A 24,185-nucleotide genomic window follows, 5' to 3' on the forward strand; every position below is an offset into this window, starting at 1 on the left:
CCATCTGTGCCGCGAGCGACCGGTCGGTCGCATCCGCTTCACGCTTTGAGGGAGACGGCGTGACCTCCATCATCTCGGTTAAGGGTCTGAACAAGACCTATGCGTCCGGCCACCAGGCGCTGAAGACGATCGATCTCGACATCGAAAAGGGCGAGATCTTCGCGCTGCTGGGACCCAACGGCGCCGGCAAGACCACGCTGATCAGCATCATCTGCGGCATCGTCAATCCCAGCCGGGGGACGGTGACCGCCGACGGCCACGACGTGGTCCGCGACTACCGCGCCGCGCGGACCAAGATCGGCCTGGTGCCCCAGGAACTGCACACCGACTCTTTCGAGACGGTCTGGGCCACGGTCAGCTTCTCGCGCGGTCTGTTCGGCAAGCCGCGCAACGACGCCCTGATCGAGACGATCCTTCGCGACCTGTCGCTGTGGGACAAGAAGGACAGCAAGATCATGGCGCTGTCGGGCGGCATGAAGCGCCGCGTGATGATCGCCAAGGCGCTGAGCCACGAGCCTACCATCCTGTTCCTGGACGAGCCCACCGCCGGCGTCGACGTCGAGCTGCGCCGCGACATGTGGGAGATGGTCCGCAAGCTTCGCGAAAGCGGCGTCACCATCATCCTGACCACCCACTACATCGAGGAGGCCGAGGAGATGGCCGACCGGATCGGGGTGATCAACAAGGGCGAGATCATCCTCGTCGAGGACAAGACCGTCCTGATGCGCAAGCTGGGCAAGAAGCAGCTGACCGTACATCTCAAGGAGCCGCTCGCGGCCCTGCCGGCGAGCCTGTCTGATCCGTCCCTGGCTCTCGCGAACGACGGCGCCGATCTCGTCTACACCTTCGACGGACAGGCCGAGGACACCGGCGTCGCCGACCTGCTCAAGCGGCTGTCGGAGCAGGGTGTCGAGTTCAAGGACCTGAAGACCGACCAGAGCTCGTTGGAAGACATCTTCGTCAGCCTGGTGAGGGCGCCGCAATGAACCTCTACGCGATCAAGGCCATCTACAAGTTCGAGATGGCGCGGTGGTTCCGCACCCTGGCCCAGAGCGTCATCTCGCCGGTGCTGTCGACCAGCCTCTATTTCGTTGTGTTCGGCTCGGCGATCGGCTCGCGCATGCAGGCCATCGACGGCGTCAGCTACGGGGCTTTCATCGTCCCGGGCCTGATCATGCTGTCGCTGCTCAGCGAGAGCATCTCCAACGCCTCGTTCGGCATCTACATGCCCAAGTGGGCCGGTACGATCTACGAGCTGCTGTCAGCCCCCGTCGCCTGGTACGAGGCCGTGGCCGGCTATGTCGGGGCGGCCGCCACGAAGTCGATCTGCCTGGGCCTCCTGATCCTGGCCACGGCGCGGATCTTCGTGCCCTTCGAGATCGCCCACCCGTTCGTGATGCTGCTGTTCCTCGTTTTGACCTCGGTGACCTTCAGCCTGTTCGGCTTCATCATCGGGGTGTGGGCCGACGACTTCCAGAAGCTGCAGATCGTGCCGCTGCTGATCGTCACGCCGCTGACCTTCCTGGGCGGCAGCTTCTACTCGATCAAGATGCTGCCGGAGGTCTGGCAGAAGATCACCCTGTTCAACCCGGTGGTCTATCTGATCAGCGGCTTCCGCTGGGCCTTCTACGGCCAGTCGGACGTCGGGGTCGGCGTCAGCCTTGGCATGACCGCGGTGTTCCTGGCGGTATGCCTGAGCGCGGTCTGGTGGATCTTCCGCACGGGCTATCGCCTGAAGGTCTAGTCTTCGTCCTCGTGTTCGGCGTCCTCCGCCTCGGCCGGGACCGCTGCCTTCAGTCCCTTCATCCCGCCCGCCTTGGCGCCCTTGGCGACCAGGGCGGTCTCGGCCCTACGGATCATGGCGCGCTCGCCGTTGAAGCCGGCCAGGGCCGCGCAGGCCTCGAAGAAGCCGGGGTCTGCGCGCGTGTCGATCTCGGGCTGCTGGACGATCAGGTGCAGGCCGCGGGCGCGCAGCTTCAGAGCCACATCCATCACCGCGACGAGATCGCCGCCCAGAGCGTGGAGGCTGGGCGCGGCCAGGACGCCGCCGAGCGCCAGCGCGTCCAGGGCCCGCTCCAGCCCGGGACGCACGACGCCCGAGGCCAGGCAGCGGTCGCTGAACACCTGCTCGCAGCCCAGCAGCAGCAGGCGCTCCTCCTGGGCGGGGCTGAAGAACACCCCCGGTGCGGGCGGGATGCGATAGTAGCCGACGAATTTCATCGTCCGCCCATCGCAAACCCGCCACGCCCTGGCGAGCGGAAAACTACTACCGCCCACAGACTTCGCGAGCGGTCGCGGCGGCTCGGTCTCAGAGCGACTCCAGAACGCCGGCGACGAACGCCGTCCAAGGCGTGGTCGGGCGACCGATCAGGCGCGACAGCTGCCGATCGTTGTCGAACAGCGCGTCCCGGGCGGCGCCGGCGTCGGCCTGGGCGAGGCCCGCGGCCAGAGGGGCGGGCAGGCCGATGCCGGTCAGGACCTCGGCGTAGGCGGCTTCCGGCAGGTTGTTGTAGGGCAGGGTGCGACCGGTCTGGCGCGAGGTCTCGGCGGCGAGCTCGGCCATGGTGAAGGCCTCATCGCCCGCCAGTTCGTAGGTCTTGCCCTCGTGCCCGTCGCTGGTCAGCACCACGGCGGCCGCGTCGGCATAGTCGGCCCGTGTGGCGGCGGAGATCCGGCCTTCGCCCGCGCTGCCGACGAAGGCGCCGGCGTGGAGCGCGCCGGCGATCGCGCCGGCGTAGTTCTCTAGGTACCAGCTGTTGCGCAGCAGGGTGTAGGCGAGGCCGGACTCGCGGATCAGCGCCTCGGTGGCGCGGTGTTCGACGCCCAGGCCGATCGGGGTGTCGTCGGCGTGCAGGATGCTCGTATAGGCGATCCGCTTCACCCCCGCGGCCTTGGCGGCCTCGATTACGTTGCGGTGCTGGTCCACGCGCTGGCCGATCGCGTCGCTGGAGATCAGCAGCAGGACATCGACGCCGACGAGGGCGGCGGCGAGCGTCTCGGGCTTGTCGTAGTCGGCGGCTCGGGCCTGGACGCCGAGATCGGCGGCCTTGGCCGGATCCCGGGCCAGGGCGACGACCGTCTCGCCCGGCGCGCGGGTCTTCAGTTGTCCAATAGCCAGGCGGCCCAGTTGGCCGGTGGCTCCGGTGACGGCGATGGTCGTCATGTTCCTGCTCCTTCTCAGCGGACGCAGCTCATCTAAGACCCTTGCTTACTTTTCGTAAGTACGTACATGAAGGTAAGTATGGAACAACCCGATCGCTCCGAAGCCGCTTCACGTCGGCTGCTGTCCGAGATCGTCGCCGAGGGCGGCCTTAGCGCGAACGTGATGGCCGCCGCCTGTCCCTCGCGGGAGGTGCTTAATCACGTCACCAGCCGCTGGGGCGTCCTGGTGCTGATGGCGCTCGAGGCCCGCACCCTGCGCTTCAGCCAGCTGAAGCGCCAGATCGGCGGCGTCAGCGAGCGGATGCTGGCCCAGACCCTAAAGCTGCTCGAAGGCGACGGCTTCGTCCGCCGGCAGGCCTTCGAGGTCGTGCCCCCGCACGTCGAGTACAGCCTGACGCCGCTAGGCCTGGAGGCCGCCGAACGCGTGCGGGGGCTGGCCGACTGGATCCAGGTCAATATCGGCCGGATCGTGGAGCACTGGGATCCTGAAGATCTCGCCGCCTATGCGCCCGAGATCATGGCCTAGCGCCGATTGTCGGGCCCCAGCGGCAGGCGGGCGTAGATCGCCGCACCGGTGCGGGCGAAGGCGTCGGCGCCGAACCGCTCCAGCACCCGGGCGCGAGAGGCCTCCCCCAGGTCGGCCAAGCGCTCCGGCGCGGCGAGCAGCTTGCGCAGCGCATCCGCCAGGGCCCCGGCGTCGCCGGGCGGGACCACGTAGCCCGTCCGCTGGTCCAGGACCGTGAACGGCATCTCGCCGACCGACGAAGCGATGACTGGCAGGCCGGCCTCCATGGCCTCGTGGGCGGCGATGCACAGGCCTTCCGAGCGCGAGGGCTGCACATAGGCGTGCAGGCTCGCCAAGAACGCCCGAGGCTGGGGCTGGAAACCGACGAGTTCGACATTGTCGAGCCCCGCTGCGGCGATCTGGGCCGTGAGAGCCTCGCGCTGGGCGCCGTCGCCGGCGATCCTGAAGCAGAATGGCGCGGGCGGCGCGAAGCCCGCCGCCTTCAGGCTTGCCAAGGCCTCGACCAGCACGTCGTAGCCCTTCACGCGATGCAGCCGACCCAGCGAGCCGAGCTCGATCGTTTGGCCAGGCGTCCAGGGCCTGGCGGTCGGCGCCTCGCCTTTCGCCGCGAACAGGGGCCAGGTCGTCAGTCGCTCGGCCGGAACGCCCAGGCGCTCGGCGGTCAAGCGGGTGACGTTGTCGGAGTCGCCGATCCACAGCTGGCTCAGGCTCTGGGTGGCGCGCAGCAGGACCTTGTTGGCGGGTTTGAGAAAGGCCGCGTGCTGCCAGCTCACCACCGGCAGCCGCCGACGCAAGCCGACCAGCTGTCCCAGAAGCGTCGCCCGGGTCAGCGAGGTCCAGACCAGGTCCGGCTTGAAGGCGGCGAGGCTGCGGTCCAGCCAGGCCAGGGCCGCGGCGTGATCCTTTTCCTGGCCGTCGCGGACATGGACCGTCAGGCCGTCGGCTTCGATGGCCGCCAGGGCCCGGCCGTCGCGCCGAAGCAGGGCGAACACCTCGACCTCGGCGCCCTGGGCGCGCAGCACGCGGGTCACCGCCGGCACCGGCGCGGCCGCGCCGCCGCCTTCCAGCGAGTTGATCACATAGGCGATCCGCATGGCGCTAGCCGGCGACCGCCATCGCCGGCTGGACGGAGGCCTCGGGCCAGTCGAGCCCGGCGAACCGGGCCAGGGCGCGCGCGGCCCGCGACGAGGACGGTTCGGCGGTGAGGTCGAAGCTGCGGTCGAACAGCGCCTGCTGGACCGGACGCCAGATCGCGGCGTGGTCCTGCCGGGCGGCGGCCAGGGCTGGCCCCAGCTCTGCGGCTCGGCCGATGACGGGACCGGCGCGCCAGTGCTCGAAGTTGGGATCGCCGCGCCAGTCGAAGCCGTGGGTGTTCAGGAACACGCAGGGGCGCGGATGCAGCAGGAACTCGTAGATCTGGCTGCTGACGTCGCCCAGATAGATATCCGCCCGCTGGGTGTAGGTCATGGTCGTCGAGGCCCGGCTGCCCAGGTCGATGTGGATGTTGGCCGCCCGCAGATACTTCTCGTCGATATGGCCCGCGCGATCCAGCCGCAGCTTGTCGATCGTGACCACGAACGGACGCTCGAACAGCATCACGTGCGGGGCGAAGATCAGCTGGTACTCGTCATGCTCGACGAACCAGTCCAGCACCGCGCGCCCCTCGTCGTACCAGGACGAGAGGTGCGGCGAGACATGCGGATTATACAGCACCACCGGACGCTGGTCGTCGACGAACGGCAGGTTCGGCCGTGGCGGCGCGAGATCGAACTTGGGATAGCCGACAACCGAGATCGTCTCGGGCTTCACGCCGGCCTCGCTGATCAGGCGCTCGCGGATCTTGGGGCCGGAAACCAGCACATGGTCGAAGCCGGCGCTGGCCTTGTCGAAGCCGATCGCCCGGTCGCCGGCCCCGTGCCGGGTGTGGACGATCTTCAGATCGGTCAGGCCGTAGCGGGTCTTCAGGATCAGCGAGGTCTTCTCGGCGACGACCAGGATGTCCAGCGACCGGAAGAAATCGAGATTGTCCCGATAGATCATCAGCTTGGTGGCCGGGATCAAGGCCTCCAGGACACCCGCGAGGTTCTTTGACAACCCGGGTTTCAGGCCCAGTTGGACCAGGGTCACGCCCTTGCCGATCATACCCTCGGACAGCCTGATCACCTCCGCGCTGAGGCGGGGGTTGGTCGTGGCCACCACGATGTCCAGGTCGGGCCGGCCGCGCGCCAGCGCCACCGCGATCGGCAGGCTGTGCGCCACCTGGTGGACCTGATCGTGATTGAAGAGAAAGCCGATCCGCATAACGTTGAGACGACGTCGCGCGGCGACCGCCTCAAGCCAAGCTTCGTGAAGGTTGCGTGACGTCCGGCGTTAGAGCGTGAGGCCGAAAGTGGGAACCGGTTTCGGCTGACCTCACGCTCCAAGGCTCTAGAAGCGCGGATTGGCCTCGCGCAGCCCCTGGTTGGCCAGGGCGTCCGCCCGTTCGTTCAGCGGATGGCCGGCGTGGCCCTTGACCCAGCGCCAGTCGACGTCATGGCGCGAGCGAGCCGCGTCTAGCCGCTTCCAGAGGTCGTCGTTCTTGACCGGGCTCTTGTCGGCGGTCTTCCAGCCGCGGGCCTTCCAGCCCCGGATCCATTCCTGGATGCCCTTCATCACGTACTGGCTGTCGGTGTGGAGCTCGACGGTGCAGGGACGGTTCAGGAGTTCCAGCGCCTGGATGGCGGCCATCAGCTCCATGCGGTTGTTGGTGGTCCCCGCCTCGCCGCCGCAGATTTCCTTTTTCTTGTCGCCGTAGAACAGGATGGCGCCCCAGCCGCCGGGGCCCGGATTCCCCTTGCAGGCGCCATCGGTATAGATCGTGACCTTGGGCGTCATGCGAACAGCACGAGGCCCTCGCGGTGGACGGCCAGCTTGCGCTCGTACTCCAGCGGGTCCTTGGGCTTGACCAGCGCGCCGGCGGGCGTCGCGCCCCAGTCGGCCAGGCGGGTCAGGAAGAAGCGCATGGCCGCGCCGCGCGCCAGGATCGGCAGGGCTTCCTTCTCGGCGGGGCTCAGAGGCCGGCGGCGTTCATAGCCGTTCAGCAGGGCCTTGGCGGCGGTGATGTTGAAGCTGCCGTCGGCCTCGAAACACCAGGCGTTCAGCGTCACGGCCAGGTCGTAGGCGTAGGCGTCGTCGCAGGCGAAGTAGAAGTCGATCGTGGCGGCGAACTTGCCGTCCGAGTGGAAGAAGACGTTGTCGGGGAAGTAGTCGGCGTGGACGGTGCCGCTCGGCAGGTTGCGCGGCCACATCAGGGACAGCTGCGCCAGGTCCTGGTCGATTGTGGCGGAAAGGCCGGGCTTCAGGCCCTCGGCGGCCTTGCGGTGCTTGGAAAACAGCGGCGCCCAGGCGGCTTGGCCCAGATCGTTGGCGCGACGGGCCGGATAGCCCTCGCCGGCCAGGTGCAGCCAGGCCAGACCTTCGCCGGCCTCGCGGCAGTGGGCGGCGGTCGGCTTGCGCGCCGAGAGGCCGGGCATGAACTCGACGATCGCGGCCGGCTTGCCGCGCAGGCTCGACAGCGTCCGGCCCTGGCGGTCGGGGATCGGCCGCGCGCTCGGATAGTTCTTGTCGGCCAGCCAGGTCAGCAGATTCAGGAAATAGGGCAGGTCCTCGGCCTTCACCCGACGCTCGTAGACGGTCAGGATGTAGCGACCCTTCTCCGTCTCCAGCAGGAAGTTGGAGTTCTCCACGCCCTCGGCGATGCCCTTGAACGCCAGCGGCGCGCCAAGGTCGTAGCCCTCGAGGAAGGCGGCGAGTTCGTCGTCGGTGATGTCGGTATAGACGGCCATGACGGGGGGATGCGGGAGCCGGCGCTGGCGGTCAAGGGGGGCGATCCTGTCCCCGATCTCGCGGTCATGCTATATTTGCGGAGAAGGAGCCGCGAGATGATCGTTCTGAAGGTCGAGAAACAAGGCGACGATGTCGTGCTCGTGCCAAACGACGAGGCCCTTGCTTTGCTCGCGGCCGAGCCCGGCGATATCTTCGTCGTCTCCGAGACCGAAGGCGATCGGCTCGTGATTTCGAAGCAGCGCAGCCTGGAGGAACGGTTCGAGCGCGGTCGAGCCTTCCTCGGGCGATATCGCAAGACGTTCGAAGACCTCGCAAAATAGGCGATGATCGAACCGGTTTGGATGGATGAGGAGCTTCTTCTGAGGCTTCACGACGAGGTTCTGCGCGAGACCGGCGGCGCGCCCGGAGTGCGTGACCTCAATCTCCTGCGTTCGGCTTTAGCCCGTCCGCTCAATCGTTATGTCTACGAGCGCGTAGCGGATCTCGTTGAGCTCGCCGCGAGCTATGCTGTCGCGATCTCCGGCAATCATCCTTTTATCGACGGTAACAAGCGGGCGGCGTTCATGGCGCTCGGTCTTTTCCTCGATGACAATGGCCTGGAGTTGATTGCCGAAGGAGACGACGCGACCCAGACCATGTTGGCCGTCGCCGCCGGGGAGCTCGACATTCCCGCCTTGACCGAGTGGCTGCGAACCCGCGTCGTTTAGGGCGTTGGCGGCGGAGGCGGATCACAAGGTGATGATCTTGTGGGACGTCTCAGCTCGCGACAAGGCGGCGACCGATCGTCCTTCGGGGCGAGAGCCATCCTTACATCTCACGGCGAGGCGATCCTTGACTGACCTGATCAGCCCTGCACGCTGCAGCCTCCAAGAGATTTAAGGATCGCACCGACCTGGCGACGTCGGCTTTTGAACCGTTGCCGGTCTAGGTTTTAGCCATCACAACTAAGGCCATGCGTCCTCTTCGTCTGCCTCTCCTGATCGTCCTGACTGTGACGGCTAGCCAAGCGGCTTCTGAGCCACTGGAGCGGCCAACTGTGGAGACGACCATCCGAGTTGAGCGCGAACAGGGCGGGTCATGTTCGGAGATACGCGTGGGCAAGCCGGGCGGGGCTCCGACGCTGATCATGACCGACATATGCCACGGTTGGAGCACCACGACGTGTGCCGATAAGTTGTTTTTCCGGGGCGTGGGGGTGACCGAGGATCAGGGGCAGGTGTTTTTCACCGAGGAAAGCCGCGCTGTCGATGCGGTGCGGCTGGTGGACCAAAGCATTCGGACGCGCTGGCCGCGCCATGAACACTTGAACCTCACTTTCGGCGCGCCACGATGCGAAGGCGCGGCGCTCGTGCTGCCGCTTTCCGGCTCGCACATGCGGGCGAACGCCGACGGACCGGCGAGCGGCTTCACGGGAGAAATTCGGATGAGGAGCGCGCGGGACCTGCGGGTGACGGTTCGGCCGAAGCGATAGGCACAGTTTCGCTGACCGCCCTAAGCCGTCAGCAGCCGCGGCAGCTTAAACGTGATCGTCTCCCGCGCCTCGACCAGTTCCTCGACCGTCGTGTCGAACCGCGCGGCGATGGCGTCGATGACTCCCTGCACCAGGTCTTCTGGGGCAGACGCCCCAGCGGTCAGGCCCACGCGCGAAACGCCCTCGAACCAGGCCCAGTCGACCCCCGAGGCGTCGTCGATCAGGTGCGCCTCGCGGGCGCCGGCCTTCAGGCCCACTTCCTTCAGGCGCACCGAATTCGACGAGTTCTTCGAGCCGACCACCAGCACGAGCTCGGCCTGCTCGGCCAGGCGACGCACCGCGTCCTGGCGGTTGGTGGTGGCGTAGCAGATGTCTTCCTTGTGCGGGGCGGCGATGCCGGGGAAGCGCTCGCGCAGCAGGGCGATCATGTCGGCGGTGTCGTCGACCGACAGGGTGGTCTGGGTCAGGAAGGCCACGTTGCCGGCGTCCTTGGGCTCCCAGGCGGCGGCGTCGTTGATGTCCTCGATCAGGGTGACCGCGCCGTCCGGAAGCTGGCCCATGGTGCCGATCACCTCGGGGTGGCCGGCGTGGCCGATCAGCACGATCTCGCGGCCGGCGTCGTAGTGCTTCTGGGCCTCGACATGGACCTTGGAGACCAGCGGGCAGGTGGCGTCGAGATAGATCATCTCGCGCGCCTTGGCCTCGGCCGGCACCGACTTGGGCACGCCGTGGGCCGAGAACACCACCGGGCGGTCGTCGGGCGCCTCGGACAGCTCCTCGATGAACACCGCGCCCAAGGCCTTCAGGCGGTCCACGACGTGACGGTTGTGGACGATCTCGTGGCGGACATAGACCGGGGCGCCGAACTTCTCGACGGCGCGTTCGACGATCTGGATGGCGCGATCCACGCCGGCGCAGAAGCCGCGCGGGCTGGCCAGCAGCAGCGAGATCGGGCGACGGATCGGGGTCTGGGCGTTCATGGGCCGGAACCTAGTCTCTCGCCGCGGCCGGCGCCAGGAGTCTGCGTCGTTGCGACGTCACGCATATGCCTTTATCAGGCTGCATGACGCCGAAGGGGCCTGTGGCCTCGCTTGGCTCTCGTTTCTTTTCACCGGACGTTTCATGCGCCGCACTTTCACGCTCGCCCTCAGCGCCCTGATGGCCGTCTCGATCGCCGCGACCACGGCGACGGCCGCTTACGCCCAGCGCGGTCCCGGCGGCGACCAGGGCGGCGGTGACGACGACGGCGCCAAGAAGAAGAAGCGCGACGAGGAATGGAACCAGCCGAAGGCGCCGCTGCCGCAGCTGCGCAACGCCGGTCCCTGCCCGTTCGTGAAGGTGCTGTACGACGCCAGCCGCTATGTCGAGTTCAAGGACGGCAAGGAGTCGGCCGCTCAGGCGGGCTTCACCGGCGAGATCCAGAGCCTGGCCTCGGGCTGCGCCTACAAGGGCGACGAGCCGATCAGGATCCGCCTCGAGGCGCTGTTCCAGCTGGGCAAGGGCCCGCAGGCGCAGGGCGACAAGCACGTCTACCGCTACTGGGTCGCCGTGACCGAGCGGAACCAGGCCGTGATCGCCAAGGACTATTTCGACCTGCCCGTGACCTTCGCGCCCGGCCAGGACCGCGCCTATGCGCGCGAGACGATCGAGCAGATCACCATTCCGCGCGCTGACGGCAAGGTCAGCGGCAGCAACTTCGAGGTCCTGATCGGCTTCGACGTGACGCCGGAAATGGCGGCCTTCAACCGTGACGGCAAGCGCTTCCGCATCCAGGCCGGTCAGGTTCAACCAGGGACTTCCACCAAGCAATGAACGATTTGAAGCGGTCCTTGAGCGAGGCGGCTTCGGCCGCGTTCCAGGCCGCCGGACTTCCTCCCGAATTCGGACGCGTCACCGCCTCCGACCGTCCCGACCTGGCCGATTTCCAGTGCAACGGCGCCCTCGCGGCGGCCAAGAGCGCCAAGCGCAATCCGCGCGAGATCGCTGCGCAGGTGGTCGAGATCCTGAAGGATGATCCGCGCCTAACCTCGGTCGAGATCGCCGGCGCCGGCTTTATCAACCTGCGGGTCAGCGACGAGGCCCTGTCGGCCCGCGCCCGCGAGATCGCCGCCGACACGCGGACCGGCGCCCAGGTGCTGGATGCCCCGCGCCGCGTGCTGATCGACTATGCCGGTCCCAATGTCGCCAAGCCGATGCACGTGGGCCACCTGCGCGCCTCGATCATTGGCGAGTCGATCAAGCGCCTTTACCGCTTCCGCGGCGACGAGGTGCTGGGCGACGCCCACTTCGGCGACTGGGGCTTCCAGATGGGCCTGCTGATCAGCGCCATCCTCGACGAAGACGCCACGATCGCCGCCCTGGTCGAGAAGCTGCCCGAGACCGCCGAAGGCGCCGATCCGGCCGACGTCGCGGCGCTGAACGCCTTGCTCGACGCCCGCATCGGCTTGACCGATCTCGACCGCATCTATCCGGCCGCCTCGCTGCGCCAGAAGGAAGACGCCGCGTTCAAGGAGCGCGCCCGCAAGGCCACCGCCGAACTGCAGAACGGCCGCTATGGCTATCGCGCGCTGTGGAGCCACTTCGTCAAGGTCAGCCGGGTGGCCCTGGAGCGCGAGTTCCACGCCCTGGGCGTGGACTTCGACCTCTGGAAGGGCGAGAGCGACGCCAACGACCTGATCGGGCCGATGGTCGAGCAGCTGGAGGCCAAGGGCTTGCTGGTCGAGGACCAGGGCGCCCGCATCGTCCGCGTCGCCCGCGAGGATGACAAGCAGGACGTGCCGCCGCTGCTGGTGGTCTCCTCGGAGGGCTCGGCCATGTACGGCACGACGGATCTGGCCACGATCGTGGATCGCCGCCAGTCGTTCGACCCGCACCTAATCCTCTACTGCGTCGACCAGCGCCAAGCTCTGCACTTCGAGACGGTGTTCCGCGCCGCCTATCTGGCCGGCTACGCCGAGGAGGGCTCGCTGGAGCACATCGGCTTCGGCACCATGAACGGGACGGACGGCAAGCCGTTCAAGACGCGCGCCGGCGGCGTCCTGAAGCTGCACGACCTGATCGAGATGGCCCGCGAAAAGGCGCGTGAACGCCTGCGCGAAGCCGGCCTCGGCGCCGAGCTCTCGGAAGAGCAGTTCGAGGACACGGCCCACAAGGTCGGCGTCGCGGCTCTGAAGTTCGCCGACCTGCAGAACTTCCGCGGCACCTCCTACGTCTTCGACCTGGATCGCTTCACGAGCTTCGAGGGCAAGACCGGCCCGTACCTGCTGTACCAGTCGGTGCGCATCAAGAGCGTGCTGCGCAAGGCGGCCGAGGCGGGCGCTCGCGCGGGCGAGATCGTCATCGGCGAACAGGCCGAGCGGGACCTGGCCATGCTGCTGGACGCCTTCGAGGGCGCGCTGCAGGAGGCCTACGACAAGAAGGCCCCCAACTTCGTCGCCGAGCACGCCTACAAGCTGGCCCAGTCGTTCTCGAAATTCTACGCGGCCTGCCCGATCATGAGCGCCGACAGCGACGCCCTGCGGGCCTCGCGCCTCGCCTTGGCGGAAACGACCCTGCGTCAGCTGGAGTTGGCGCTGGAGCTCCTCGGCATCGAAGCGCCGGAAAGGATGTAAGGCCGCCGCTCCATCGGCGCCGCAGGCTCCCGTCCCTCTTGTGGATTGCTTTCCCTGAAGCGGGGTTCGACAGTCTGCGGCGAGTCGAGGGGACGAGGGGCCATGGGGAAGAATTCGATCGCGTTATTGATGGCGAGCGCCTGCGTGGGCGCGCTCGCGGGGCCTGCCCTGGCGGCCGACCCGGCGCCGGCCAAGCCGGTCGACAAGTTCGCCGAGGCGACCGCGGGCCTGGAGCGCAAGGAGGGCCTCGCGCCGGTCTTCGTCGACCGCAAGCGCGCGCGGGTGATGATGCTGCTGCCCAAGCCGGGTCCGGACGGGATCTCGGGCCGCTACATCTACCAGACCTATCTGCGGGCGGGCCTGGGCTCCAACCCCACGGGGCTCGACCGCTCGGCGCCGGGCGAGACCCAGATCATCGCCTTCCGCCGGGTCGGCGGTAAGGTCCTGGCCCAGTTCGAGAACTGGGGCTTCTCGGCGGCGCGGGGCTCGCTCGACGAGCGGAAGGCGGTGGCCGAGTCGTTCCCGATCTCCACGGTGTGGTCCGGCGACGTGGCGGCCGAGGCGGCCGACGGCGGCCTGCTGGTCGACGTGACGAGCTTCCTGGTGCGCGACGCCCAGGGCGTGGCCAAGACGCTGAAACGCACTCGCCAGGGCGACTTCCGGCTGAGCGAGGGCCTGTCCTACGCCGACGCCGGGGCGGTGAACGTCTTCCCGACCAATATCGAGCTGGAGGCGGTCGAGACCTTCGTCGGCGACGAGCCGGGCTCGGAGGTGCGCGGCATCGTTCCCGATCCGCGCAACGTCACCCTGGCTCTGCACCACTCGTTCGTGGCCCTGCCAGCGCCGGGCTTCGTTCCGCGCCAGAACGATCCGCGCGTGGGCGTGATCGACCACGTGGTGGCCGACTACTCGGCGCCGCTGGGCGAGCCGCTCGTCTATCGGCTGGCCCATCGCTTCCGCCTGGAGAAGACCGACCCCACCGCCGCCCGCTCGCCGGTCAAGAAGCCGATCGTCTTCTATGTCGACCGCGCCGCGCCCGAACCGGTGCGCTCGGCCCTGATCGAAGGCGGCCGCTGGTGGAACCAGGCCTTCGAGGCCGCCGGCTTCATCGACGCCTTCAAGGTGGAGGTGCTGCCCGAGGGGGTGAGCCCGCTGGACGCCCGCTACAGCGTCGTCAACTGGGTCCATCGCCAGACGCGAGGCTGGTCCTACGGCCACTCGGTGGTCGATCCGCGCACCGGCGAGATCATCAAGGGCGACGTGCTGCTGGGCTCGCAGCGCGTGCGCCAGGACCGCCTGATCTTCGAGGGGCTGGAGGGCGCCGAAAAGACGGGCAAGGGCGGACCCAACGACCCCATCGAGATTTCCCTGGCCCGCCTGCGTCAGCTGGCCCCGCACGAGATCGGCCACTCGATCGGGCTGCAGCACAACTTCGCGGCCAGCACCCAGGGCCGCGCCTCGGTGATGGACTATCCCGCGCCGAAGATCGCCATCAAGGACGGCCAGCTCGACTTCTCCGACGCCTATGCGCGGGGGATCGGCGCCTGGGACAAGTTCGCGATCGAGTGGCTGTATAGCCCCGCGCCTTCGGGCGCCGACGAAAAGGCCTGGCTGAAGGCCAAGGCCGACAAGAGCCAGGCCGACGGCCTGCGCTACGTCTCCGACGAGGACGCGCGCGGCGCCGACACCGCCCATCCGCTGGGCGCGGTCTGGGACAACGGCGCCGATCCGGTCGCCGAGCTCTCGCACCTGATGGCGGTGCGCAAGATCGCCCTCGATCGCTTCGGCCTGCGCAACCTGCCCAAGGGCGCGTCGGTGGCGGACCTGCGGCGGGTGATCGCGCCGATCTACATCTTCCATCGCTACCAGGTGGACGCGACGGCCAAGCTGGTGGGCGGGGTCGACTTCACCTACGCCGCCGAGGGCGACGGCCGCGAAGCGTCCAAGCCCGTGCCCGCCGGCCGCCAGGCCGCCGCGATCGACGCCCTGCTCAAGACCCTGGACCCGGCCGCGCTGGATCTCTCGGACAAGACCCTCGACCTCCTGACGGTCGGCCAATCGCAATCGACCGACCACGCCTACGAGATCGAGACCTTCGGCGACGGTCCGGTGTTCGACCTGCCGGCGGCGTCAGAGGTGGCGGCCGACCTGGTCTGGGGCGCCCTGTTCGCCCCGGCGCGCCTGAACCGCCTCGTCGAGGCCAAGCGCCGCGATCCGGCCCAGCCGGGGCTGGAGGGGTTGCTGGATCGCGCCTTCGCCGCCGTGGCCTTCGACGGCAAGGCCTCGGGCCGCGAGGCCGAGCTGGCGCGCCGCGTTCGCCAGCGCATGGTGGTCAATCTGGGCCAGAGCCTTGGCGACAAGACCCTGGCCTCCACCGCCGGGGCCCTGATCCGGGCGCGCCTGGAAGAGTGGGGCGAGGGGCTGAAGCTTCCCGCCACCGCCTCGGCGGCCGACCGCGCCCAGGCGCGCAGGCTGGCCGAGATCGTCGACGACGACAGCGGCGAGGCCCTGGCGGCTCTGGTCGAGGGCGGCAAGGGGCGGGTGGCGATCCCGCCGGGTCCGCCGATCGGCGAGGACGACTGGTTCGGGGACCTGCTGCCTTAAGCGCCACGGGCGGCGAAAGGGGCGTTGAGAGGATCCCTTGGAGGTGGTCCAGCTTGACTCCCGCCGCCGCCTCCCGCATCACGCCGAGGACCCCCGCGGGAGACATCGGGATTCGCTCCCGAGGCCGAAGGCGCAACCGCCCCGGAAACGCTCAGGCAAAAGGACCGCGCGGGTTTAGGAACGCTGGAAAGAGGCCTCCCGAGGGGGCGGCTCGCCGAAGGAGCAAGGGACGCTTCGTCCCGGAATCTCTCAGGCCCAAGGGACAGCGGGGGCGCGACCAACCGGCGATAGCCGGTCCCGTCGCCGACCTCGTTTGGAGCCCATGCCGTGTCCGAAGACCTCAAGAAGACCCCGCTTTACGACGCCCACGTGGCGGCCGGCGCGCGCATGGTTCCGTTCGCGGGTTATGCCATGCCCGTGCAGTACAAGGACGGGGTGCTCAAGGAGCACCTCTGGACTCGCGAGCACGCCGGCCTGTTCGACGTCTCGCACATGGGCCAGGCCCGCATCCGCGGCGAGAACCCTGCGAAGAGCTTCGAGAAGGTCGTCTCCGCCGACTACCAGGGCCTGAAGGCCGGCAAGCAGCGCTACGGCGTGCTGCTGAACGCGCAGGGCGGGATCGTCGATGACCTGATGACCGCCCGTCCGGACGAGGACGGCCTGTTCGTCGTCGTCAACGGCGCCTGCAAGGACAACGACTACGCCATCATCGCCCGCGAGCTGGCCGGCGAGGCCACGGTGACCCGCCTCGAGGACCGCGCGCTGCTGGCGCTGCAAGGCCCCGAGGCCGCCGCCGTGCTGGCCGCCCACATCCCCGAGGCCGCTGAGATGGTGTTCATGGACGCCAGGGCCCTGACCGCCTTCGGCGTCGACGCGATCGTCTCCCGCTCGGGCTACACGGGCGAGGACGGCTACGAGATCTCGGTCCCGGCCGACGCCGCCGAGCGCGTCTGGAACACCCTGCTGGCCGACGACCGCGTCAAGCCGATCGGCCTGGGCGCGCGCGACAGCCTGCGCCTGGAAGCTGGCCTGCCGCTCTATGGCCACGACCTGGACGAGACCGTCTCGCCGATCGAGGCGGGCCTGAACTTCGCCGTCGGCAAGTCGCGCCGCGAGGCCGGCGACTATCCGGGCGCCGATCGTATCGCCAAGGAGCTGGCCGGCGAGCTCACCCGCGTCCGCGTGAACCTGAAGGTGCTTGAAGGCGCCCCCGCCCGCGAAGGCGCCGAGATCGCCGACGAGACCGGCGCCGTGATCGGCAAGGTCACCAGCGGCGGCTTCGCCCCCAGCCTGGGCTACCCCATCGCCATCGGTTTCGCCCCGCCGGCTCATGCCGCGATCGGGACGAAGTTGAAAGTCATCGTTCGCGGGAAGGCCGCCGCCGCCGAGGTGGTCGCCAGCCCGTTCGTTCCGAACCGTTACGTTCGCAAACTCTAATCCATCCAAGGGCCGAGACAGATGCGCTTCACCAAAGATCACGAATGGGTCGTCGTCCAGGGCGACGTGGCGACCGTCGGCATCACCGCCTACGCCGCCGAGCAGCTGGGCGACGTGGTGTTCGTCGAGGTTCCGGAAGCCGGCAAGACCGTGAAGCAGGGCGAAGGCCTGGCCGTGGTCGAGAGCGTCAAGGCCGCCTCGGACGTCTACGCCCCGGTCTCGGGGGAGGTGATCGAAGGCAACGGCGAACTGTCGGACGCCCCGGAAACCGTCAACGCCCTGCCGGAAAGCGGCGGCTGGTTCGCCAAGATCAAGCTGGCTAACCCGGCCGAGGTCGACGCCCTGATGGACCGCGACGCGTACGAAGCGTTCCTGGCCACCCTGTAACACCCCATCCCCACCCTTCCCCATCAAGGAGAAGGGAGCAGGACAGAAACATGCGCTATCTCCCCCTGACCCCCGAAGACCGCGTCGAGATGCTCGGCGTGATCGGCGTGAAGTCGATCGATGACCTGTTCGTGGACGTGCCGGCCTCGGCCCGCCGCGACAAGCCAGTCGACCTGCCGCACCATGTCGGCGAACTGGAAGTCGAGCGGGAGATGGCCGCCCTGGCCAAGCGCAACCGCGCGGCGGGCGAGGGGGCGTTCTTCTGCGGCGCCGGCGCCTATCGCCACCACGTGCCGGCCACGGTCGACCACATCATCCAGCGGTCGGAGTTCCTGACCAGCTACACGCCCTACCAGCCGGAAATCGCCCAAGGCACCCTGCAGGTGCTGTTCGAGTTCCAGACCCAGGTCGCGGCCCTGACCGGCATGGAGGTGGCCAACGCCTCGCTCTATGACGGCTCGACCGGCGCGGCCGAGGCCGTGATGATGGCCCAGCGCGTCACCCGCCGGAACAAGGCGGTGATGTCGGGCGGCGTTCACCCGCACTATGTCGGCGCGATCGAAACCCTGGCCCACGCCGCCGGCGTGGAGACGGCGCGCATGCCAGCCGCGATCGACGCCGAGGATGCGGTGATCGCCGCGATCGACGCCGACACCGCCTGCGTCGTTGTCCAGACCCCGAACGTGTTCGGCACGGTCACCGACGTGACCAAGATCGCCGAGGCGGCCCACGCCGCCGGCGCGCTGCTGATCGTCGTGACGACCGAGGCGGTCTCCTACGGCCTTCTGAAGTCGCCCGGCGAGATGGGCGCCGACATCGCCGTGGCCGAGGGGCAGTCGATCGGCAACGGCCTGAACTTCGGCGGGCCCTATGTCGGCCTGTTCGCCTGCAAGGAAAAGTTCGTTCGCCAGATGCCGGGCCGCCTGTGCGGCGAGACGGTGGACGCCGACGGCAAGCGCGGCTTCGTACTGACGCTCTCGACCCGCGAGCAGCACATCCGCCGAGACAAGGCGACCTCGAACATCTGCACCAACAGCGGCCTGTGCGCCCTGGCCTTCTCGATCCACATGAGCCTGCTGGGCGAGACGGGCCTGCGCAGGCTGGCCGCGCTGAACCACCAGAAGGCGGTCGCCCTGCGCGACGCCCTGGCGGCCGTCCCCGGCTACGAGATCCTGACGCCGCGCTTCTTCAACGAGTTCGCCGTCCGGGTCCCAGGCAAGGCGGCCGAGTTGGTCGAGACCCTGGCGGACCACGGCGTCCTGGCCGGCGTGCCGTTCTCGCGCCTCGACGCCGGCGCCGGCATGGACGACGTCCTGCTGGTCGCCGCGACCGAGACGACGATGGACATCGACATCACTTTCCTGACCAAGCTCCTGACCAAGGTGGTGGGCCAATGAGCATGAACAACGTCGGCCGCCCCACGCGCCCTGAAGCCGCGAATGACGCTCCCGCCGGACACGAGACCCTAACGGGCGCGCGCGGCCTGCTGCAGGACGAGGCCCTGATCTTCGAACTGGACGGCTGGAACAAGACCGGCGTCGACCTGCCCGAAGCCGCCGCGCCGTCCAGCGATCTCGCCGGCCTGCTGCGGTCCGAGCCGATCGGCCTGCCGGGCCTGTCGGAGCCGGAAGCCGTCCGCCACTATGTGCGCCTGTCCCAGAAGAACCACGCCATCGACTTGGCGCTTTATCCGCTGGGCTCGTGCACGATGAAGCACAATCCGCGCCTGAACGAGAAGATGGCGCGCCTGCCGGGCTTCTCGGACATCCACCCGCTGCAGCCGACCTCGACCGTGCAGGGCGCGCTTGCGCTGATGGACCGCCTGGCCCACTGGCTGAAGACCCTGACCGGCATGCCCGCCGTCGCCCTGTCGCCCAAGGCCGGCGCCCATGGCGAGCTTTGCGGCCTTCTGGCCATCCGCGCCGCGCACGAGGCGGCCGGCAACGGCCACCGCAAGACGGTCCTGGCCCCGACCAGCGCCCACGGCACCAACCCGGCCACGGCGGCCTTCGTCGGCTACACCGTCGTCGAGATCGCCCAGACCGAGGACGGCCGCGTCGATCTCGCGGACCTGGAGTCCAAGCTCGGCGACCACGTGGCGGCCATCATGGTCACCAACCCCAACACCTGCGGCCTGTTCGAGCGCGACGTCGTCGAGATCGCCCGCCTGACCCACGCGGCCGGGGCCTACTTCTACTGCGACGGCGCCAACTTCAACGCCATCGTCGGCCGGGTGCGCCCGGGCGATCTGGGCGTCGACGCCATGCACATCAACCTGCACAAGACCTTCTCGACGCCGCATGGCGGCGGCGGCCCGGGTGCGGGTCCTGTGGTGCTGAGCGAGGCCCTGGCGCCTTTCGCTCCGACGCCCTGGCTGGTTCACGACGACGACGGCTTTGACCTGGTCGAGCACGCCGGCCAAGAGGGAGCCGAGACCGCCTTTGGCCGCATGAGCGCCTTCCATGGCCAGATGGGCATGTATGTCCGCGCCTACGCCTACATGCTCAGCCACGGCGCCGACGGCCTGAAACAGGCGGCCGAGGACGCGGTGCTGAACGCCAACTACATCAAGGCGCGCCTGAAGGACGTGATGAGCCCGGCCTTCCCGGACGGCCCGTGCATGCACGAGGCGCTGTTCGACGACGCCTGGCTGGAAGGCACGGGGGTGACCACGCTCGACTTCGCCAAGGCGATGATCGACGAGGGCTTCCACCCGATGACCATGTACTTCCCGCTGGTGGTGCATGGCGCGATGCTGATCGAGCCGACCGAGACCGAAAGCCGCCACGAGCTGGATCGCTTCGTCGCGGCGCTGCGCGCCCTGGCCGGCGCGGCCAAGGCGGGGGACACGGAGCGTTTCAAGGGCGCGCCGTTCCACGCCCCGCTCCGGCGCCTGGATGAGACGCAAGCGGCCCGCAAGCCCCGGTTGAGGTGGAAACCTGTGGCCGCGGCGCCACTGGCGGCTGAATAGCATTCTCCATACCCCCCTTGCGACCAGAGGGCGCCTTTACGGCGCCCTCATCGCTCCACATATCGGGGGAGCGCGTCGGGGTTGACTGGGTGATCCAGGGAGCATGCGTCGCGCAAGCTCGTTGTCCCTCCCATGACCGCCTTTGTCCTCGCCATGCCGCGCGCCCGCCGCACCGCCGATGATCTCGCCCGTGAGCTCATCGCGCGCTTCCTGCGCGTGATCCTGCTCAGCCTGGGCGTCCTGCTGGTCATTGGCGGCATCGTCATCGCGCCGCTGCCCGGGCCCATGGGCCTGCCGCTGACGGTGGTGGGGCTGATGCTGGTGCTGCGCAACTCGTTCAAGGCGCGCAAGCAATTCGTGCGCTTCCAGCACGCCCACCCCAAGCTGATCTTCCCGCTTCGCCGTCTGCTGCGCCGCGAACCCGAGGTCGTGCTCGTCGCCTGGCAACAGGCCCTGCGGGTCGAGCGGCTGGTCACGCCGCGCCGCTGGCGCGTGGCGGTCCGCTGGCGCAAGTCGCTGAAGCGCCGGGCGGCGAGGCGCAACGGACAGTGAATCCCACGGTCGCGACGATCGACATCAAGCACCGGGTCCGGCGTCGCGCGCGCCTGGCCTTGCTGCTGCGCGAGTCGGCGGCCCGCGCCTTCCGCTGGATCGCCATCGGGTTTGGGACGCTGGTGATCCTGGCCGGCGCCGTGCTGACCCCGCTGCCGGGGCACCTGGGCCTGCCGCTGCTGGTCATCGGACTGATGATCGTGCTGCGCTATTCTCTGGCCGCCCGCAAGACCTTCATCCGCTGGCAGAAGCGCCACCCCAAGCTCGTCTTCCCGATCCGCCGCCTGATGCGCCGTGAACCCGAGGTGCTGCTGGTCGTCTGGCAGCAGATGCTGCGCACCGAGAAGCTCGTCCTCCGCAAGGCGCGCTGGCGCCTGCTCAAGCGTACGCGCAAGCGGGTCAAGCGCTACGTGGCGCGGAAGACAGCCAAGGCGGCGTAGGCGACAGACCGCGTGCGAACCTCACCCGTGGGCTTTAGGCTCGCCTTACCGTGGCGGCCCGCGTCGCCAATCAGACCAATCTGAGACCGCCATATGCAGCTCGCGCCCGGCGATCCGGTGCCCATGTTCCGGGCCCTTACCCGAGACAACCCGTCCTACGCCCTCGACGCGGCGGCCGGCCGTTACCTGCTGCTGGCCTTGGTCGCCGATGGCGATGACGCCTTCATCGCCGCCGTCGAGGCGCTGATCGCCAATCCCTCGCGTCTGCCGACCGTGGAGACGCTGGCGCTGTTTGGCCTGCTCCGGGATCGGCAAAGATGGGCGGCGCGGACCGATCACGTGCCCTTCGCCCGGTGGATGCTGGACGACAATGGCGCGGCGACCGCCGCCTTCGGGCTCGGCGGCTGGTCCGGCTGGGTGCTCATCGATCCCAGCTATCGCGTATTGCTGACCTTGGCGGCCGGGGAAACCGCACGGCTGCCTGAGATCCTGCTGCAGCTGCCGCCGCCGCTGCTCCATGCCGGCGTGGAGCTGCCGGCGCCCGTACTGGTCTTGCCCCGCGTCTTCGAGCCTGAGTTCTGCCGGACCCTGATCGCCGCCTATGAGGCCGATGGCGGCGCACCCTCGGGCTTCATGCGGGAAGTCGACGGCAAGACCCTGGAGATCCGCGATCCCAGCCACAAGATCCGGCGGGACCTCGTCCTGTCCGCGGGACCACTGCGCGATGCGGTGAGGTCGCGGATTCAGCGGCGGTTGGCGCCGCAGATCGCCCGGGCCTTCCAGTTTTTGCCGACGCGGATCGAGCGGGACCTGATCGCCTGCTACGACGCGGCCGACCACGGCTTCTTTCGCGCCCATAGGGACAACACCACCAAGGGCACCGCCCATCGGCGGTTCGCCGTCACCATCAACCTGAACGCCGAGGCCTATTCGGGCGGCGATCTCCGGTTTCCCGAGTTCGGCCCGCGAACCTATCGCGCGCCGACGGGCGGAGCGGTGGTGTTCTCGTGCGGCTTGCTCCACGAGGCGCTGCCGGTGACCGAGGGCAAGCGCTACGCCTTCCTGCCCTTCCTCTATGACGAGGCGGCCGCGCTGGTGCGCGAGAAGAACGCCGAACATGTCGCGATCGAGGGCTACCGATACGTCGCCAAGCCCCCCGCGGAAGAGGCGACCTGACGCTGCTCTAGGATCTGCGGCGGAACAGACCGGCCGCCGAGGGGTTGCAAGGGCGCCGACGAAGGGAGCCCACCATGCACGTCGAACAGATGCTCGCCACCCATCCCCATGTCAAAGGCGCGGTCAACACCGCGCTCGCCCGCTGCATCGAGGCCTGTTTCGACTGCGCCCAGGTCTGCGCGTCCTGCGCCGACGCCTGCCTGGGCGAGGCGAAGGTCGCCGAACTCGTCCAGTGCATCCGCTTGAACATGGACTGCGCCGACGTCTGCCTGACGACCGGTCTGATCGCCACTCGCCGATCTGGCGGCGATGTTCCGCTGATCGACGCCCAGCTGCGCGCCTGCCAGCTGGCCTGCGCCCGTTGCGCGGCCGAGTGCGAGCAGCATGCCGAAATGCACGAGCATTGCGCCATCTGCGCCGCGGCCTGCCGGGACTGCGAGCAGGCCTGCCAGGCGGCTTTGGCCAGCCTTGCGGACGGCCAGTCCGCCGCCCATTGAACGGTGATAGAAAAAGGGCGCGGACCTTGCGATCCGCGCCCTTCGTCTTGTCTAACCAGCGTCGCTAGCGGCTATTGCAGCTTGGCGCCCATCTGGGCGATGGCGGCGTCCGCCAGAGGGTCGCTCTTGGCGCCGGCGAGGCGGGCGGCCAGGACGGCCTCCGCGGCCTGGGCGGCGAGATCCACCGCGGCGGCCTTGACGTCGGCGGCGGCCTGGGCCTCGGCCTGGGCGATCTTGCGCTCGGCCATCTCGGCGCGGCGCTTGATCTGCTCCTCGAGCTTTTCCTTGGCTTCCTCGGCCAGACGCTTGGCGTCGGCCTTGGCGGCTTCCAGCATGCTCGCGGCTTGGCGCTCGGCTTCGTCGCGCTGGGCCTTCACGCCTGCGAGCAGGGCTTGCGCTTCTTCCCGCAGTTGCTGGGCTTCGTCCAGCTCGGCCTTGATCTTGGCCGAGTAGCTGTCGAGCGCGCCGAACAGGGCGCCCGGCAGGACCTTCAGGACGACCAGCAGGCCGAAGAAGATCACCAGAGCGACCAGAACCCAGAATTCCGGGTTCGAGAGGCTGAACAGGGATTCGTGTTCCATCTTCAGTCCCTTAGGCCAGGGCCGACTTGAGCTCGGCGGCGGTGGCCGCCTTGCCGGTCAGCTTTTCGACGATCGCGCCCGCCGTGTCCTCGGCCACCACGCGGACCTGGCTCATGGCCTGGTCGCGAGCGGTCTGGATCGAAGCTTCGGCCGCGGCCAGCTTCTCGGCCAGGGCGGCCTCTTCCTTGGCCTGACGCTCGGCGGCTTCGGCCGAAGCCTTGGCCTTCGCATCGGCGGCCGTCTTCTGGGCCTTGGCGCGGGCCTCGGCCACTTCGGCGGCGGCCGCGCGGGCTTGGGCCTCGGCCTCGTCCTTCATGCGACGGGCGTCGGCGATGTCGCCGGCGATCTTGGCGCCGCGTTCCTCGATCGCGCCGCTGACGCGGGGCAGGAGGCCCTTGGACAGCACCGCGTAAAGCACGGCGAAGATGAGCAGGAGCCAGACGATCTGACCGCCCCAGTGCTCGAACTGCAGCTGCGGGAGACCGCCGCCGCCTTCGTGGCCCTTGGGGGCTTCCGTCGTCTCGGTCGTGCCTTGATGTTCCGTCGCCATGGGCGAAGGCGCCTCTCAGCTATTGCGCTTGGAGCGGACCGTGATCCGGCCCGCTCCAGGAAGCGCGAGAAAACAGAAATCGGGGCGCGTCGCTTCCGGTGAAGCGCCGCGCCCCGGGGATCGGATTACGAGAACAGGATCAGGAAGGCGATAACCAGGGCGAAGATGCCCAGGGCTTCCGTCAGGGCCATGCCCAGGAACAGCATCGGACGCTCTTGAGCGGCGGCCGTCGGGTTGCGCAGGGCGCCTTGGAAGTAGTTGCCGAACATCACGCCCAGGCCCACGCCCGCGCCGATCATGCCGAGCATGGCCAGACCAGCGCCGATGTACTTAGCAGCAGCAGCGTCCATGATTGAGACTCCTTGAGAAGGGTATTGGTTGAAAGACTAGAGGTT

Annotated in this window: 27 protein-coding genes and 1 riboswitch; of the genes, 17 read left to right on the forward strand and 10 right to left on the reverse strand. The window is 68.5% G+C overall.

Annotated features, from left to right (window positions below):
• Positions 1-2: 2 nt before the first annotated feature.
• The gene (locus tag DI526_RS08070) at positions 3-986 is read left to right on the forward strand and encodes an ABC transporter ATP-binding protein (protein ID WP_304276417.1); all 984 of its coding nucleotides are present in this window, start codon (positions 3-5) and stop codon (positions 984-986) included.
• Positions 983-1,744 carry an ABC transporter permease gene (locus DI526_RS08075; protein WP_304276346.1) on the forward strand — a complete coding sequence of 254 codons (762 nt, stop codon included), beginning with the start codon at positions 983-985 and terminating at the stop codon, positions 1,742-1,744. The genes DI526_RS08070 and DI526_RS08075 overlap by 4 nt, the downstream gene beginning before the upstream one ends.
• Here the strand turns inward: DI526_RS08075 and DI526_RS08080 are convergent.
• Both DI526_RS08080 and DI526_RS08085 read right to left on the reverse strand, forming a co-directional pair.
• Positions 1,741-2,220, reverse strand: coding sequence for a recombinase family protein (locus DI526_RS08080; protein WP_304276347.1), 480 nt, complete (start codon positions 2,218-2,220; stop codon positions 1,741-1,743). The genes DI526_RS08075 and DI526_RS08080 overlap by 4 nt on opposite strands.
• 88 nt (positions 2,221-2,308) lie before the next feature.
• The gene (locus DI526_RS08085; protein ID WP_304276349.1) at positions 2,309-3,163 is read right to left on the reverse strand and encodes an SDR family oxidoreductase; all 855 of its coding nucleotides are present in this window, start codon (positions 3,161-3,163) and stop codon (positions 2,309-2,311) included.
• A 78-nt stretch (positions 3,164-3,241) separates the two neighbouring features.
• Here DI526_RS08085 and DI526_RS08090 point away from each other — a divergent pair, with 78 nt between their 5' ends.
• Entirely contained in the window at positions 3,242-3,688 is a 447-nt protein-coding gene (locus DI526_RS08090; RefSeq protein ID WP_304276351.1) for a helix-turn-helix domain-containing protein, read from the forward strand.
• On the opposite strand, the gene DI526_RS08095 is transcribed toward DI526_RS08090, so the two are convergent.
• The 4 genes from DI526_RS08095 to thrB form a co-directional block, all read right to left on the reverse strand.
• The gene (locus tag DI526_RS08095) at positions 3,685-4,782 is read right to left on the reverse strand and encodes a glycosyltransferase family 4 protein (RefSeq protein ID WP_304276352.1); all 1,098 of its coding nucleotides are present in this window, start codon (positions 4,780-4,782) and stop codon (positions 3,685-3,687) included. The genes DI526_RS08090 and DI526_RS08095 overlap by 4 nt on opposite strands.
• A 4-nt stretch (positions 4,783-4,786) precedes the next feature.
• Positions 4,787-5,989, reverse strand: coding sequence for a hypothetical protein (locus tag DI526_RS08100; protein WP_304276353.1), 1,203 nt, complete (start codon positions 5,987-5,989; stop codon positions 4,787-4,789).
• 126 nt (positions 5,990-6,115) lie between these two features.
• Positions 6,116-6,562, reverse strand: coding sequence for a ribonuclease HI (gene rnhA, locus DI526_RS08105; protein WP_304276354.1), 447 nt, complete (start codon positions 6,560-6,562; stop codon positions 6,116-6,118).
• Positions 6,559-7,512 carry a homoserine kinase gene (thrB, locus tag DI526_RS08110; RefSeq protein ID WP_304276357.1) on the reverse strand — a complete coding sequence of 318 codons (954 nt, stop codon included), beginning with the start codon at positions 7,510-7,512 and terminating at the stop codon, positions 6,559-6,561. Before thrB ends, rnhA begins: the two co-directional genes overlap by 4 nt.
• 96 nt (positions 7,513-7,608) lie before the next feature.
• On the opposite strand from thrB, the gene DI526_RS08115 reads away from it, so the two are divergent.
• From DI526_RS08115 to DI526_RS08125, 3 genes are all read left to right on the forward strand, one after another.
• Positions 7,609-7,833 carry a hypothetical protein gene (locus tag DI526_RS08115; RefSeq protein WP_304276358.1) on the forward strand — a complete coding sequence of 75 codons (225 nt, stop codon included), beginning with the start codon at positions 7,609-7,611 and terminating at the stop codon, positions 7,831-7,833.
• A 3-nt stretch (positions 7,834-7,836) separates the two neighbouring features.
• On the forward strand, positions 7,837-8,220 hold the full coding sequence (locus DI526_RS08120; protein ID WP_304276360.1) for a type II toxin-antitoxin system death-on-curing family toxin: 384 nt from the start codon (positions 7,837-7,839) through the stop codon (positions 8,218-8,220).
• Positions 8,221-8,549: 329 nt separating this feature from the next.
• Complete coding sequence (locus tag DI526_RS08125; RefSeq protein WP_304276361.1) at positions 8,550-8,984, forward strand: hypothetical protein; 435 nt, start codon at positions 8,550-8,552, stop codon at positions 8,982-8,984.
• A gap of 20 nt (positions 8,985-9,004) precedes the next feature.
• On the opposite strand, the gene ispH is transcribed toward DI526_RS08125, so the two are convergent.
• Positions 9,005-9,964 carry a 4-hydroxy-3-methylbut-2-enyl diphosphate reductase gene (gene ispH, locus DI526_RS08130; protein ID WP_304276363.1) on the reverse strand — a complete coding sequence of 320 codons (960 nt, stop codon included), beginning with the start codon at positions 9,962-9,964 and terminating at the stop codon, positions 9,005-9,007.
• Positions 9,965-10,106: 142 nt separating this feature from the next.
• On the opposite strand from ispH, the gene DI526_RS08135 reads away from it, so the two are divergent.
• The 11 genes from DI526_RS08135 (at position 10,107) to DI526_RS08185 (ending at position 22,659) form a co-directional block, all read left to right on the forward strand.
• Positions 10,107-10,796, forward strand: a complete 690-nt coding sequence (locus tag DI526_RS08135) for a Tat pathway signal sequence domain protein (protein ID WP_304276365.1) — start codon at positions 10,107-10,109, stop codon at positions 10,794-10,796.
• Positions 10,793-12,595 carry an arginine--tRNA ligase gene (locus DI526_RS08140; RefSeq protein ID WP_304276367.1) on the forward strand — a complete coding sequence of 601 codons (1,803 nt, stop codon included), beginning with the start codon at positions 10,793-10,795 and terminating at the stop codon, positions 12,593-12,595. The genes DI526_RS08135 and DI526_RS08140 overlap by 4 nt, the downstream gene beginning before the upstream one ends.
• Positions 12,596-12,697: 102 nt before the next feature.
• A complete protein-coding gene (locus DI526_RS08145; RefSeq protein ID WP_304276368.1) occupies positions 12,698-15,199 on the forward strand; it encodes a zinc-dependent metalloprotease in 2,502 nt (833 codons plus the stop codon).
• 86 nt (positions 15,200-15,285) lie between these two features.
• Positions 15,286-15,376: riboswitch (glycine riboswitch) on the forward strand.
• A gap of 150 nt (positions 15,377-15,526) precedes the next feature.
• Positions 15,527-16,636, forward strand: coding sequence for a glycine cleavage system aminomethyltransferase GcvT (gcvT, locus tag DI526_RS08150; protein ID WP_304276370.1), 1,110 nt, complete (start codon positions 15,527-15,529; stop codon positions 16,634-16,636).
• A gap of 3 nt (positions 16,637-16,639) precedes the next feature.
• Positions 16,640-17,023: a glycine cleavage system protein GcvH gene (gene gcvH, locus DI526_RS08155; protein WP_304276419.1), complete on the forward strand. Its 384-nt coding sequence runs from the start codon at positions 16,640-16,642 to the stop codon at positions 17,021-17,023.
• A 50-nt stretch (positions 17,024-17,073) separates the two neighbouring features.
• Positions 17,074-18,420, forward strand: a complete 1,347-nt coding sequence (gcvPA, locus tag DI526_RS08160) for an aminomethyl-transferring glycine dehydrogenase subunit GcvPA (protein ID WP_304276372.1) — start codon at positions 17,074-17,076, stop codon at positions 18,418-18,420.
• Positions 18,417-19,994 (forward strand): aminomethyl-transferring glycine dehydrogenase subunit GcvPB, encoded by a 1,578-nt coding sequence (gene gcvPB / locus DI526_RS08165; RefSeq protein ID WP_304276373.1) that lies wholly within the window; start codon positions 18,417-18,419, stop codon positions 19,992-19,994. The genes gcvPA and gcvPB overlap by 4 nt, the downstream gene beginning before the upstream one ends.
• Positions 19,995-20,126: 132 nt before the next feature.
• Complete coding sequence (locus DI526_RS08170) at positions 20,127-20,546, forward strand: hypothetical protein (protein WP_304276375.1); 420 nt, start codon at positions 20,127-20,129, stop codon at positions 20,544-20,546.
• The gene (locus DI526_RS08175) at positions 20,543-20,986 is read left to right on the forward strand and encodes a hypothetical protein (RefSeq protein WP_304276377.1); all 444 of its coding nucleotides are present in this window, start codon (positions 20,543-20,545) and stop codon (positions 20,984-20,986) included. The genes DI526_RS08170 and DI526_RS08175 overlap by 4 nt, the downstream gene beginning before the upstream one ends.
• 93 nt (positions 20,987-21,079) lie before the next feature.
• Positions 21,080-22,162: a 2OG-Fe(II) oxygenase gene (locus DI526_RS08180; RefSeq protein ID WP_304276379.1), complete on the forward strand. Its 1,083-nt coding sequence runs from the start codon at positions 21,080-21,082 to the stop codon at positions 22,160-22,162.
• A 74-nt stretch (positions 22,163-22,236) separates the two neighbouring features.
• On the forward strand, positions 22,237-22,659 hold the full coding sequence (locus DI526_RS08185) for a four-helix bundle copper-binding protein (protein ID WP_304276380.1): 423 nt from the start codon (positions 22,237-22,239) through the stop codon (positions 22,657-22,659).
• Positions 22,660-22,730: 71 nt separating this feature from the next.
• On the opposite strand, the gene DI526_RS08190 is transcribed toward DI526_RS08185, so the two are convergent.
• From DI526_RS08190 to DI526_RS08200, 3 genes are all read right to left on the reverse strand, one after another.
• A complete protein-coding gene (locus tag DI526_RS08190; RefSeq protein ID WP_304276382.1) occupies positions 22,731-23,240 on the reverse strand; it encodes a F0F1 ATP synthase subunit B in 510 nt (169 codons plus the stop codon).
• Between the two features lie 10 nt (positions 23,241-23,250).
• Positions 23,251-23,790: a hypothetical protein gene (locus DI526_RS08195; RefSeq protein WP_304276384.1), complete on the reverse strand. Its 540-nt coding sequence runs from the start codon at positions 23,788-23,790 to the stop codon at positions 23,251-23,253.
• A 125-nt stretch (positions 23,791-23,915) separates the two neighbouring features.
• Positions 23,916-24,140, reverse strand: a complete 225-nt coding sequence (locus DI526_RS08200) for a F0F1 ATP synthase subunit C (protein ID WP_004615714.1) — start codon at positions 24,138-24,140, stop codon at positions 23,916-23,918.
• Positions 24,141-24,185: the final 45 nt, after the last annotated feature.

Origin of the sequence: Caulobacter segnis, from assembly GCF_003243465.1 — a bacterium.
Lineage (GTDB): Bacteria > Pseudomonadota > Alphaproteobacteria > Caulobacterales > Caulobacteraceae > Caulobacter > Caulobacter segnis_A.

Coding starts and splice junctions, on each gene's coding strand:
- thrB (WP_304276357.1), bottom strand. CDS start 7,512: ATGGCCGTCTATACCGACATCACCGACGACGAACTCGCCGCCTTCCTC.
- DI526_RS08140 (WP_304276367.1), top strand. CDS start 10,793: ATGAACGATTTGAAGCGGTCCTTGAGCGAGGCGGCTTCGGCCGCGTTC.
- DI526_RS08200 (WP_004615714.1), bottom strand. CDS start 24,140: ATGGACGCTGCTGCTGCTAAGTACATCGGCGCTGGTCTGGCCATGCTC.
- gcvPA (WP_304276372.1), top strand. CDS start 17,074: ATGCGCTATCTCCCCCTGACCCCCGAAGACCGCGTCGAGATGCTCGGC.
- DI526_RS08185 (WP_304276380.1), top strand. CDS start 22,237: ATGCACGTCGAACAGATGCTCGCCACCCATCCCCATGTCAAAGGCGCG.
- DI526_RS08145 (WP_304276368.1), top strand. CDS start 12,698: ATGGGGAAGAATTCGATCGCGTTATTGATGGCGAGCGCCTGCGTGGGC.
- DI526_RS08135 (WP_304276365.1), top strand. CDS start 10,107: ATGCGCCGCACTTTCACGCTCGCCCTCAGCGCCCTGATGGCCGTCTCG.
- DI526_RS08095 (WP_304276352.1), bottom strand. CDS start 4,782: ATGCGGATCGCCTATGTGATCAACTCGCTGGAAGGCGGCGGCGCGGCC.
- DI526_RS08075 (WP_304276346.1), top strand. CDS start 983: ATGAACCTCTACGCGATCAAGGCCATCTACAAGTTCGAGATGGCGCGG.
- DI526_RS08080 (WP_304276347.1), bottom strand. CDS start 2,220: ATGAAATTCGTCGGCTACTATCGCATCCCGCCCGCACCGGGGGTGTTC.
- DI526_RS08115 (WP_304276358.1), top strand. CDS start 7,609: ATGATCGTTCTGAAGGTCGAGAAACAAGGCGACGATGTCGTGCTCGTG.
- DI526_RS08180 (WP_304276379.1), top strand. CDS start 21,080: ATGCAGCTCGCGCCCGGCGATCCGGTGCCCATGTTCCGGGCCCTTACC.
- ispH (WP_304276363.1), bottom strand. CDS start 9,964: ATGAACGCCCAGACCCCGATCCGTCGCCCGATCTCGCTGCTGCTGGCC.
- DI526_RS08085 (WP_304276349.1), bottom strand. CDS start 3,163: ATGACGACCATCGCCGTCACCGGAGCCACCGGCCAACTGGGCCGCCTG.
- gcvPB (WP_304276373.1), top strand. CDS start 18,417: ATGAGCATGAACAACGTCGGCCGCCCCACGCGCCCTGAAGCCGCGAAT.
- DI526_RS08090 (WP_304276351.1), top strand. CDS start 3,242: ATGGAACAACCCGATCGCTCCGAAGCCGCTTCACGTCGGCTGCTGTCC.
- DI526_RS08100 (WP_304276353.1), bottom strand. CDS start 5,989: ATGCGGATCGGCTTTCTCTTCAATCACGATCAGGTCCACCAGGTGGCG.
- DI526_RS08170 (WP_304276375.1), top strand. CDS start 20,127: ATGACCGCCTTTGTCCTCGCCATGCCGCGCGCCCGCCGCACCGCCGAT.
- rnhA (WP_304276354.1), bottom strand. CDS start 6,562: ATGACGCCCAAGGTCACGATCTATACCGATGGCGCCTGCAAGGGGAAT.
- DI526_RS08190 (WP_304276382.1), bottom strand. CDS start 23,240: ATGGAACACGAATCCCTGTTCAGCCTCTCGAACCCGGAATTCTGGGTT.
- DI526_RS08120 (WP_304276360.1), top strand. CDS start 7,837: ATGATCGAACCGGTTTGGATGGATGAGGAGCTTCTTCTGAGGCTTCAC.
- DI526_RS08195 (WP_304276384.1), bottom strand. CDS start 23,790: ATGGCGACGGAACATCAAGGCACGACCGAGACGACGGAAGCCCCCAAG.